Origin of the sequence: Cobetia sp. SIMBA_158, assembly GCF_046566945.1 — a bacterium.
In the GTDB taxonomy this organism is placed as follows: Bacteria; Pseudomonadota; Gammaproteobacteria; order Pseudomonadales; family Halomonadaceae; genus Cobetia; species Cobetia amphilecti.
In genome coordinates this window covers 1-259 of sequence record NZ_JAWJYL010000605.1, presented here as the reverse complement: position 1 = coordinate 259, position 259 = coordinate 1, and the positions used below count along the sequence as shown (strand labels likewise).

General features: G+C 44.0%; 1 protein-coding gene. It reads right to left on the bottom strand.

Features of this window, described 5'->3' with window-relative positions; translation table 11 throughout:
- Positions 1-259 (bottom strand): septal ring lytic transglycosylase RlpA family protein (locus R2R70_RS21250; protein WP_410979087.1); only part of this gene is annotated, 259 nt, incomplete at both ends.

Sequence of the window (259 nt, the reverse complement as noted above, 5' to 3'; positions counted from 1 at the left end):
AATGTACTGCCTGCAGCTACTTGAATATACGTTTTATTAGCAGCAGAATTCGAAAGCGTAACCGCTTCAAGCTTAACCTTTGCTGTACCGTGTGTGTAGTAGCCTAGCTTGTATGCAGCCGCATATGACAGGTCAATAATTCTGTCATCATGAAAAGGCCCACGGTCGTTTACGCGTACAATTACTGACTTGCCATTTTGCGTGTTTGTAACGCGAACAAAACTAGGTAAAGGTAATGTTTTATGCGCCGCGGTCATGG